This is a genomic window from Flavobacterium sp. (genome assembly GCF_036741995.1).
In the GTDB taxonomy this organism is placed as follows: Bacteria; Bacteroidota; Bacteroidia; order Flavobacteriales; family Flavobacteriaceae; genus Flavobacterium.
On sequence record NZ_DAINRG010000068.1, the window covers coordinates 1 to 9,495 of the forward strand.

Sequence of the window (9,495 nt, forward strand, 5' to 3'; positions counted from 1 at the left end):
ATGTCCGGTCTGTCTGCTTAAGTGATTGATTTTTTTTCCGTGTCTCATTGCTATTGTAAATTTAAACCTTTCGGCTTAGATTATTCTTTATCTAATTTGTATTTACCTAAATCCATTCCGAAGGTTAAATTTTTGTTGGCAACCAATTCGTCTAACTCAGTTAGCGATTTTTTACCGAAGTTACGGAACTTCATCAAGTCATTTTTATTGAAAGATACTAAATCTCCAAGGGTATCAACTTCTGCTGCTTTCAAGCAATTTAAAGCTCTTACTGATAAATCCATATCCACCAATTTAGTTTTTAACAACTGTCTCATGTGTAGGGATTCTTCGTCGTAAGACTCAGTTTGAGCGATTTCATCAGCTTCCAACGTGATTCTCTCATCAGAGAATAACATAAAGTGGTGAATTAGAACTTTGGCAGCTTCTGTTAAAGCATCTTTTGGATTGATAGAACCATCAGTTTTGATTTCAAAAACTAATTTTTCATAATCTGTTTTTTGCTCCACACGGAAGTTTTCAATGGCGTATTTTACATTTTTTACCGGAGTAAAAATAGAGTCTGTAAAGATAGTACCAATGGCTGCGTTTTGTTTTTTGTTTTCCTCAGCAGGAACATAACCACGACCTTTCTCGATAGTTAATTCCATGTTCAGATTCACTTTACTGTCAAGGTTGCAAATTACCAACTCTGGGTTCAATACCTGAAAACCAGAGATGAATTTTTGAAAATCACCAGCAGTAATTTGGTCTTTTCCTGAGATTGAGATAGAAACTGTTTCATTATCTACATCTTCAATCTGACGCTTGAAACGTACTTGTTTTAGATTTAAGATAATTTCAGTAACATCCTCAACAACTCCTGAAATGGTAGAAAACTCATGCTCTACTCCTTCGATACGAACCGAAGTAATGGCATAACCTTCTAACGCAGAAAGTAAAACTCTTCTAAGTGCATTACCAACAGTCAATCCGTATCCCGGTTCTAAAGGTCTGAATTCAAACTTACCTTCAAAATCGGTTGAATCGATCATGATAACTTTATCGGGCTTCTGAAAATTAAATATTGCCATAATTTAGACTAATGTCAATTATTATTTGTTGTACAACTCTACGATTAATTGCTCTTTAATATTTTCTGGAATTTGAAGTCTTTGCGGAACAGAAACAAACGTTCCTTCTTTAGTGTCATTATTCCAAGTAATCCACTCATATACGTGAGAAGAGTTGGCTAATGAACGCTCGATAGCTTCAACAGATTTAGATTTTTCACGAACAGCAACTTTGTCACCTGGTTTCAAGTGGTAAGATGGGATGTTCACCAATTCTCCATTCACAGTGATGTGACGGTGAGAAACGATTTGTCTTGCAGCTCTTCTTGAAGGTGCAATTCCCATTCTGAACACAACGTTATCTAATCTTGCTTCGCATAATTGTAAAAGGATTTCACCTGTTACTCCTTTAGAAGCTGCTGCTTTTTCAAAAAGGTTTCTGAATTGTTTTTCTAAAATTCCATAAGAATATTTAGCTTTTTGCTTTTCCATCAATTGGACAGCGTACTCAGATTTTTTACCTCTTTTTTTTGCCATCCCGTGTTGTCCAGGAGGGTAATTTCTTTTTTCGAAGGCTTTGTCTTCTCCGAATATTGCTTCGCCAAATTTACGAGCAATTCTTGTACTTGGACCAGTATATCTTGCCATTTTAAATTGTTTTAAGATAGAGATTATGAATTCAGGTCGAATCCTCCGATAATCTTTGTTCTATCTTGATTATACTATAATTATACTCTACGTCTTTTAGGAGGACGACATCCGTTGTGTGGCATTGGAGTAACGTCGATAATTTCGGTTACTTCAATTCCTGAGTTGTGAATTGATCTGATAGCCGACTCACGTCCGTTACCTGGTCCTTTCACATACACTTTTACTTTTTTAAGTCCAGCTTCTAATGCTACTTTTCCACAATCTTCTGCGGCCATTTGAGCTGCATACGGAGTGTTCTTTTTAGAACCTCTAAAGCCCATTTTACCGGCAGATGACCAAGAAATAACTTCACCTTTTTTGTTTGTTAACGAAATGATGATGTTGTTAAAGGTTGCATTAATATGCGCTTCGCCCGTTGATTCAACGATAACTTTACGTTTTTTTGTAGTCGCTTTAGCCATATTACTTATTATTTAGTTGCTTTTTTCTTGTTAGCAACAGTTTTTCTTTTACCTTTTCTTGTTCTAGAGTTGTTCTTAGTTCTTTGTCCTCTTAACGGAAGACCAGATCTGTGACGGATACCTCTATAACATCCAATGTCCATTAAACGTTTAATGTGTAATGAAACTTCTGAACGAAGTTCACCTTCAATTTTGAAATAAGAAACGGCCTCACGAATTCCTCCGATTTCGTCGTCATTCCAATCTTGAACTTTTTTATCTTGGCTAACTTGAGCTTTTTCTAAAATCTCAATTGCTCTACTTTTACCAATTCCGAAGATGTAGGTTAAAGCGATAACTCCTCTTTTGTTTTTTGGGATATCTACCCCTGCTATTCTTGCCATAACTATCCTTGTCTTTGTTTAAATCTAGGATTCTTTTTGTTGATTACGTATAATCTGCCTTTTCTGCGCACAATCTTGCACTCGGCACTTCTTTTTTTAACTGATGCTCTTACTTTCATTTTTACTAGCTTTAGTATCTATATGTAATTCTTGCTTTTGACAAATCGTAAGGACTCATTTCCAGTTTCACTTTGTCACCAGGTAACAATTTGATGTAATGCATACGCATTTTTCCAGAGATGTGAGCAATTACAATATGTCCGTTTTCTAATTCTACACGGAACATTGCATTTGACAATGCTTCGATTATTGATCCGTCTTGTTCTATTGCTGATTGTTTTGCCATAAAAATTAAGCTACTGCTTTTCTATTTTTACCACTTTTCATCAATCCGTCATAGTGTTTATTCAATAAATAAGAATTTATTTGTTGAATAGTATCGATAGCTACACCAACCATAATGATTAATGAAGTACCACCATAGAACATAGCCCAAGACTGTTGTACATCAAGACTAACAACAATCGCTGGGAACACAGCAATTAACGCCAGAAACAATGAACCTGGGAATGTTATAAGAGACATGATTCTGTCTAAGAAATCAGCTGTTTCAATTCCTGGCTTAACACCTGGTATGAAACCACCGCTTCTTTTTAAATCATCGGCCATTTTATTTGTTGGAACTGTAATTGCCGTATAGAAGAATGTAAAGATTACAATCAACGAAGCAAAAACTAAACAATACCAAAAACCAAACATATTACTAAAAGTTCCTGCAATAGATTGTGACGTTTCAGATTTTGAAAGTCCCGCTACAGCTGCCGGAATAAACATAATGGCTTGAGCAAAGATGATTGGCATAACACCAGCTGAATTCAATTTCAATGGAATCCATTGTCTGTTTCCGCCCATCATATCCTGTTCGAAATCTCCGGTTGTTGTACGACGAGCGTATTGTACCGGAATTTTTCTAACTGCCATTACTAATAGTACACAGGCTATAATTACTAATAACCAAACGATGATTTCAAGTACTAATAACATTGGACCTCCATTATTATTGGTAACCTTTGAAGTAAATTCTTGAAACAATGCTTGTGGTAGTCTGGCAAGGATTCCAACCATGATCAATAGTGAAATACCGTTTCCAATTCCCTTGTCTGTAATTTTTTCTCCTAACCACATAGCGAAAATAGTACCCGTGGTAAGAATTAAAACGGATGAGAATAAGAAAGCAAAAGAATCAAATCCTAAAAGGAACGCATTACCTGGTAATGTTCTGTACAAGTTATAGATATAACCTGGGCCTTGAACAAGAGTAATGGCAATAGTTAACCATCTTGTAATTTGATTTAATTTTTTTCTTCCGCTCTCACCGTCTTTTTGCAATTTTTGCAAGTAAGGAATAGCGATACCCATTAACTGAACAACAATTGAAGCAGAAATGTAAGGCATGATACCTAATGCAAATACTGATGCTTTTGAGAAAGCTCCACCGGTAAACATATCCAGTATTGATCCAATACCTTTTTCTGTTTGACCTGCTAAACTATGCAACTGAGTAGCATCAATACCTGGCAGCGTAACATGCGCACCAAATCTGTAAACTAATAATAGCCCTAGCGTTACCAGGATTCTATTTTTTAGTTCCTCTATTTTCCAAACATTACTTAATGATTCAAAAAATTTCTTCATTGTTATAGCAATTATAGGGTTACAGCTTCTCCACCAGCAGCTTCAATAGCCGCTTTTGCAGTTGCAGTAAATTTGTGAGCAGTTACTTTTAATTTTGCTTTCAATTCGCCTCTACCAAGGATTTTAACTACTTCACTTTTAGTAGCCAAACGGTTTTCAACAAATACTGAGAAATCTACAGTATCGGTAACAATTCCGTTATCTACTAATAATTGAAGTGCGTCAAGATTTACACCTTGATACTCTACACGATTAATGTTTTTGAAACCAAACTTAGGCACACGTCTTTGAAGTGGCATTTGCCCTCCTTCAAAACCAATCTTTTTAGAATAACCAGAACGAGACTTAGCTCCTTTGTGACCTCTTGCAGAAGTACCACCTTTACCAGAACCTTCTCCTCTACCTAATCTTTTGTTTTGATTGTGTGTAGAACCTTCAGCAGGTTGTAAGTTACTTAAATTCATAACTATGATTTGTTATTTAACTTCCTCTACGGAAACTAAGTGTTTAACTTTATTTATCATTCCAAGGATCGCTGGATTTGAATCATGCTCCACAACCTGTCCCATTTTACGAAGACCTAAAGCTTCTAATCCTCTTTTTTGTGTAAGAGGACAATTGATTTTGCTTCTAACTTGTTTTACTAATAATTTAGCCATAATTTCCTTGAATTAACCTTTAAATACTTTTTCTAAAGAAATACCTCTTTGTTTTGCAACAGTAACGGCACTTCTCATTTGTAATAAAGCATCAAAAGTTGCTTTTACCACATTGTGAGGATTTGATGAACCTTGTGATTTTGACAATACATCATGGATACCAACTGACTCTAGAACTGAACGAACAGCTCCACCAGCAATTACTCCGGTACCGTGAGATGCAGGCATCAAAAATACCGCTGCTCCACCAAATTTTCCTTTTTGTTCGTGAGGTACTGATTGACCACTCAAAGGAATTCTAACTAAGTTTTTCTTTGCATCTTCTACTGCTTTCGCAATTGCTTCAGAAACGTCTTTAGATTTCCCTAAACCATGTCCAACAACACCGTTTTCATCACCTACAACAACAATTGCAGAAAAGCCAAATGCTCTACCTCCTTTTGTTACTTTGGTAACACGATTTACACTTACCAAACGATCTTTTAATTCAAGACCACTAGGTTTTACCAACTCTACATTTTTGTATCCGTTATACATAATTTCTTAGAATTTAAGTCCAGCCGCTCTTGCGCCTTCCGCTAATGATTTAATACGACCGTGATATAAATAACCTCCTCTATCGAAAGTTACTTCTGTGATTCCGGCTTTTAACGCTTTTTCTGCAGCTAGTTTTCCAACTTCAGTTGCAATTTCTACGTTTGTACCTTTAATGTTTACTCCTTTATCTTTTGATGAAGCAGCTAATAAAGTAACTCCATTCACATCATCGATTAGTTGTGCATAGATTTCTTTATTACTTCTGAATACAGATAGTCTTGGTTTAGCAGCAGTACCGCTAACAATCTTTCTGATTCTGAATTTAATTCTTTGTCTTCTTTCAGTTTTTGTTAATGACATAATACTACTTTTTACGCTGATTTACCTGCTTTTCTTCTTAATACTTCACCAACAAACTTAACTCCTTTTCCTTTGTAAGGCTCAGGCTTACGGAAACCTCTGATTTTGGCAGCGATTTGTCCGATTAATTGTTTGTCGAAAGATGTTAACTTCACGATTGGGTTTTTACCTTTCTCTGAGATCGTTTCTAGTTTTACTTCTGGAGCAACTTCTAAAACGATATTATGAGAAAAACCTAAGGCTAAGTCTAATTTTTGTCCTTGGTTTGAGGCTCTGTAACCTACTCCAACCAATTCTAATTCTTTGGTAAAACCTTCAGATACACCCACTATCATGTTGTTGATTAATGATCTGTATAATCCGTGTTTTGCTCTATGATCTTTACTATCAGATGGTCTTTCTACTACTAGTTGACCTTCTTCAACTTTCACTGTTACGTCTGCGTACTCTTGTGTAAGTTGACCTAATTTTCCTTTAACTGTAATTACTGTTTCACTAACTTCTACAGTAACACCAGCAGGAATTGAAATTGGATTTTTACCTATTCTTGACATTGTTTAACTGTTTTTAATTAGTATACGTAGCAAATTACTTCTCCACCAACATTTAATTGCTTAGCTTGTTTCCCGGTCATTAAACCTTTTGAAGTGGAAACAATAGCAATTCCTAATCCGTTAAGGATTCTAGGTAATTTTGATGCACCAGCATATTTACGTAAACCTGGTTTACTAATTCTTTGGATATCTTTGATTACGGACTCTTTAGTATCTTTATCATACTTCAAAGCGATTTTGATAGTACCTTGAACAGTACTGTCTTCAAATTTGTAACTTAAGATATATCCTTGATCGAATAAAATCTTTGTGATTTCTTTTTTCAAGTTCGAAGCCGGGATTTCAACCACTTTGTGGTTTGCCATCACTGCATTTCTAACTCTCGTAAGATAATCTGCAATTGGATCTGTATACATATGTATAAATTTGCGGTTATGGTTTTCAAGAGGTACTCACCTAATGAACCTTTAACCAATTAAAATTATTTTTTGGTTTGCAAAAGTAATAACTTATTGCGAGACTACCAAGAAGCTTTTTTAACTCCTGGGATTAATCCGTTATTTGCCATTTCACGGAATGTGACACGTGAAATACCAAATTGACGCATATACCCTCTTGGTCTACCTGTTAATTTGCAACGATTGTGCATACGAACCGGTGAAGCATTTTTTGGTAATTTTTGTAACCCTTCGTAATCTCCAGCTTCTAATAAAGCTTTTCTTTTCTCAGCGTACTTTGCTACCGTTTTTTCTCTCTTAACCTCACGGGCTTTCATTGATTCTTTAGCCATGTCTTAATTCTTTTTAAAAGGTAAACCTAATTCAGCCAATAATGACTTTGCTTCTTTATCTGTGTTTGCAGAAGTTACAAATGTAATATCCAAACCTGATATTTTATTTACTTTATCAATATCAATTTCCGGGAAAATGATTTGCTCAGTAACACCAAGGTTGTAATTACCTCTTCCGTCAAAACCAGTGGCTTTGATACCATTAAAATCTCTTACACGTGGCAAAGATGATGTGATAAGTCTATCTAAAAACTCATACATTCTTTCTCCTCTAAGAGTTACTTTAGCTCCAATTGGCATACCTTTTCTCAATTTGAATGACGCAACGTCTTTCTTAGAGATTGTAGATACTGCTTTTTGTCCAGTAACTTTTGTCAACTCGTCAACTGCATAGTCCACTAGTTTTTTATCAGATACTGCTGCTCCAACTCCACGGCTTAATATGATTTTTTCCAATTTAGGAACTTGCATCACATTTTTATAACCGAATTCTTCTTTAAGGGCAGCAATTACTCTGTCCTTATATTCTTGCTTAAGTCTAGGTGTATAGGCCATAACTATAATACTTGATTAGATTTTTTTGAAAATCTCACTTTCTTATCTCCTTCTACTTTGATTCCAACTTTAGTGGCTTTTTTTGATTTTGGATCAATTAAAGACAAGTTTGAAATATGCATAGGAGCTTCTTTCTTTACGATTCCTCCTTGAGGGTTTTTTGCACTTGGTTTGGTATGTTTCGAAACCATGTTTACACCTTCAACGATTGCTTTGTTTTTCTCACGGTCAACGCGTAAAACTTTACCTTCTGAACCTTTATGGTCACCAGCGATAACTTTTACTACATCTCCTGATTTTATTTTTAGCTTTATCATCTTACTATGAATTAAAGCACTTCTGGTGCTAATGATACAATTTTCATGAATTGTTTTTCACGAAGTTCTCTGGCAACCGGACCAAAAACACGAGTTCCTCTCATCTCACCTGCTGCGTTCAAAAGAACACAAGCATTGTCATCAAAACGGATATAAGAACCATCGGCTCTTCTCACTTCTTTTTTGGTACGTACAACAACTGCAGTAGAAACAGCACCTTTCTTAACGTTTCCGTTTGGTGTTGCATCTTTTATTGACACTACAATTTTATCTCCAACAGAGGCATAACGACGTTTCGTTCCTCCTAAAACACGGATAGTCAAAACTTCTTTTGCTCCTGTGTTATCTGCTACTTTTAATCTCGATTCTTGTTGTACCATAATTACTTAGCTCTTTCAATGATTTCAACTAGTCTCCAACATTTGGTTTTTGATAAAGGTCTTGTTTCCATGATCTTTACTGTATCTCCAATGTTACAGTCGTTTGTTTCGTCGTGTGCGTGAAACTTTTTAGTTTTTAACACGAACTTACCGTATAATGGGTGTTTTACTCTAGTTACTTGTGCCACAACAATAGACTTATCCATTTTGTTTGACGTAACAACACCAATTCTTTCTTTTCTTAAATTTCTTTTATCTTCCATTTTAGCAGAATACAATTATTGTAACTCTCTTTTAGTTAGCTCTGTTGCTACTCTAGCAACCGCTCTTCTAGCACTTCTAATTTGAAGTGGATTGGCAATTGGAGAAATAGCGTGCGCTGATTTTAGGTCGGAATACGCTTTTCTTAACTGACTAAGTTTTTCTTGTAACTCAGCTGCGGATAGATTTATAATTTCTGATTGTTTCATAATTAATTTTAGATTATGCTTCGAAATCTCTAGCAACGACAAACTTAGTTTTTACAGGAAGTTTTTGAGCGGCAAGACGCAAAGCCTCTTTTGCAACAGAAAGTGGAACTCCACCAACTTCAAACATAATTTTTCCTGGTTTTACAACAGCAGCCCAATATTCGACCGCTCCTTTACCTTTACCCATACGTACCTCTAGAGGTTTTTTGGTAATCGGTTTATCTGGAAATATTTTAATCCATAATTGTCCCTCTCTTTTCATAAAACGAGTTGCAGCGATACGCGCAGCTTCGATTTGACGTGAAGTTAAGAACATTCCGGTTTCATGTACTGATTTAATTCCAAACATTCCATTAGAAAGCTCGTGTCCTCTTTGAGAAACACCTTTCATTCTACCCTTCTGTACCTTACGGTATTTTGTTCTTTTAGGTTGTAACATCTTTCTTTAGTTTAAAATTACTTTCTTTTACGAGCTCCTGGTTTACCGTTTGATTTTCCACCACGTGGAGCATCATTTTTTCCACCACCTTGACCGGCTTGTTTTTTGTCCATGCCCACCAATGGAGAAAGGTCTCTTTTTCCGTAAACCTCACCTTTCATGATCCATACTTTGATACCCATTCTACCATAA

General features: G+C 35.7%; 20 protein-coding genes and 1 pseudogene. All 21 read right to left on the reverse strand.

Going from position 1 to position 9,495, the window contains the following annotated elements; all coding sequences use genetic code 11:
* Positions 1-80: 80 nt before the first annotated feature.
* On the reverse strand, positions 81-1,073 hold the full coding sequence (locus V7D82_RS12695; protein ID WP_121312871.1) for a DNA-directed RNA polymerase subunit alpha: 993 nt from the start codon (positions 1,071-1,073) through the stop codon (positions 81-83).
* Between the two features lie 21 nt (positions 1,074-1,094).
* Positions 1,095-1,700 carry a 30S ribosomal protein S4 gene (rpsD, locus tag V7D82_RS12700; RefSeq protein ID WP_333601344.1) on the reverse strand — a complete coding sequence of 202 codons (606 nt, stop codon included), beginning with the start codon at positions 1,698-1,700 and terminating at the stop codon, positions 1,095-1,097.
* An 80-nt stretch (positions 1,701-1,780) separates the two neighbouring features.
* Positions 1,781-2,164 carry a 30S ribosomal protein S11 gene (gene rpsK, locus V7D82_RS12705; protein WP_131476278.1) on the reverse strand — a complete coding sequence of 128 codons (384 nt, stop codon included), beginning with the start codon at positions 2,162-2,164 and terminating at the stop codon, positions 1,781-1,783.
* A gap of 8 nt (positions 2,165-2,172) precedes the next feature.
* Positions 2,173-2,547: a 30S ribosomal protein S13 gene (gene rpsM / locus V7D82_RS12710; RefSeq protein WP_333601345.1), complete on the reverse strand. Its 375-nt coding sequence runs from the start codon at positions 2,545-2,547 to the stop codon at positions 2,173-2,175.
* A gap of 2 nt (positions 2,548-2,549) precedes the next feature.
* Positions 2,550-2,666, reverse strand: a complete 117-nt coding sequence (gene ykgO, locus V7D82_RS12715; protein ID WP_073370549.1) for a type B 50S ribosomal protein L36 — start codon at positions 2,664-2,666, stop codon at positions 2,550-2,552.
* Positions 2,667-2,677: 11 nt separating this feature from the next.
* On the reverse strand, positions 2,678-2,893 hold the full coding sequence (infA, locus tag V7D82_RS12720; RefSeq protein ID WP_007136545.1) for a translation initiation factor IF-1: 216 nt from the start codon (positions 2,891-2,893) through the stop codon (positions 2,678-2,680).
* 5 nt (positions 2,894-2,898) lie between these two features.
* A complete protein-coding gene (gene secY / locus V7D82_RS12725) occupies positions 2,899-4,242 on the reverse strand; it encodes a preprotein translocase subunit SecY (RefSeq protein ID WP_333601346.1) in 1,344 nt (447 codons plus the stop codon).
* 11 nt (positions 4,243-4,253) lie between these two features.
* On the reverse strand, positions 4,254-4,706 hold the full coding sequence (gene rplO, locus V7D82_RS12730) for a 50S ribosomal protein L15 (RefSeq protein WP_333601347.1): 453 nt from the start codon (positions 4,704-4,706) through the stop codon (positions 4,254-4,256).
* A gap of 12 nt (positions 4,707-4,718) precedes the next feature.
* Positions 4,719-4,901 carry a 50S ribosomal protein L30 gene (rpmD, locus tag V7D82_RS12735; RefSeq protein WP_121312865.1) on the reverse strand — a complete coding sequence of 61 codons (183 nt, stop codon included), beginning with the start codon at positions 4,899-4,901 and terminating at the stop codon, positions 4,719-4,721.
* A 12-nt stretch (positions 4,902-4,913) separates the two neighbouring features.
* Positions 4,914-5,438: a 30S ribosomal protein S5 gene (rpsE, locus tag V7D82_RS12740; protein WP_133533887.1), complete on the reverse strand. Its 525-nt coding sequence runs from the start codon at positions 5,436-5,438 to the stop codon at positions 4,914-4,916.
* A gap of 6 nt (positions 5,439-5,444) precedes the next feature.
* Positions 5,445-5,798, reverse strand: coding sequence for a 50S ribosomal protein L18 (gene rplR, locus V7D82_RS12745; RefSeq protein WP_162126303.1), 354 nt, complete (start codon positions 5,796-5,798; stop codon positions 5,445-5,447).
* A gap of 11 nt (positions 5,799-5,809) precedes the next feature.
* The gene (rplF, locus tag V7D82_RS12750; protein WP_333601348.1) at positions 5,810-6,352 is read right to left on the reverse strand and encodes a 50S ribosomal protein L6; all 543 of its coding nucleotides are present in this window, start codon (positions 6,350-6,352) and stop codon (positions 5,810-5,812) included.
* 17 nt (positions 6,353-6,369) lie between these two features.
* Positions 6,370-6,768 carry a 30S ribosomal protein S8 gene (rpsH, locus tag V7D82_RS12755; protein WP_187661032.1) on the reverse strand — a complete coding sequence of 133 codons (399 nt, stop codon included), beginning with the start codon at positions 6,766-6,768 and terminating at the stop codon, positions 6,370-6,372.
* A 104-nt stretch (positions 6,769-6,872) separates the two neighbouring features.
* A complete protein-coding gene (gene rpsN, locus V7D82_RS12760; RefSeq protein ID WP_108902306.1) occupies positions 6,873-7,142 on the reverse strand; it encodes a 30S ribosomal protein S14 in 270 nt (89 codons plus the stop codon).
* Between the two features lie 3 nt (positions 7,143-7,145).
* On the reverse strand, positions 7,146-7,697 hold the full coding sequence (gene rplE / locus V7D82_RS12765; protein WP_333601349.1) for a 50S ribosomal protein L5: 552 nt from the start codon (positions 7,695-7,697) through the stop codon (positions 7,146-7,148).
* Between the two features lie 2 nt (positions 7,698-7,699).
* On the reverse strand, positions 7,700-8,014 hold the full coding sequence (gene rplX / locus V7D82_RS12770) for a 50S ribosomal protein L24 (RefSeq protein WP_162126308.1): 315 nt from the start codon (positions 8,012-8,014) through the stop codon (positions 7,700-7,702).
* 11 nt (positions 8,015-8,025) lie between these two features.
* A complete protein-coding gene (rplN, locus tag V7D82_RS12775) occupies positions 8,026-8,394 on the reverse strand; it encodes a 50S ribosomal protein L14 (protein ID WP_007803649.1) in 369 nt (122 codons plus the stop codon).
* A 2-nt stretch (positions 8,395-8,396) separates the two neighbouring features.
* Positions 8,397-8,657 carry a 30S ribosomal protein S17 gene (gene rpsQ / locus V7D82_RS12780; RefSeq protein WP_121312857.1) on the reverse strand — a complete coding sequence of 87 codons (261 nt, stop codon included), beginning with the start codon at positions 8,655-8,657 and terminating at the stop codon, positions 8,397-8,399.
* A gap of 15 nt (positions 8,658-8,672) precedes the next feature.
* Positions 8,673-8,864 carry a 50S ribosomal protein L29 gene (gene rpmC, locus V7D82_RS12785; protein ID WP_121315001.1) on the reverse strand — a complete coding sequence of 64 codons (192 nt, stop codon included), beginning with the start codon at positions 8,862-8,864 and terminating at the stop codon, positions 8,673-8,675.
* Between the two features lie 13 nt (positions 8,865-8,877).
* A complete protein-coding gene (rplP, locus tag V7D82_RS12790) occupies positions 8,878-9,303 on the reverse strand; it encodes a 50S ribosomal protein L16 (RefSeq protein ID WP_131476292.1) in 426 nt (141 codons plus the stop codon).
* A gap of 17 nt (positions 9,304-9,320) precedes the next feature.
* Positions 9,321-9,495, reverse strand: a pseudogene (locus tag V7D82_RS12795) (30S ribosomal protein S3); the annotation flags it as partial.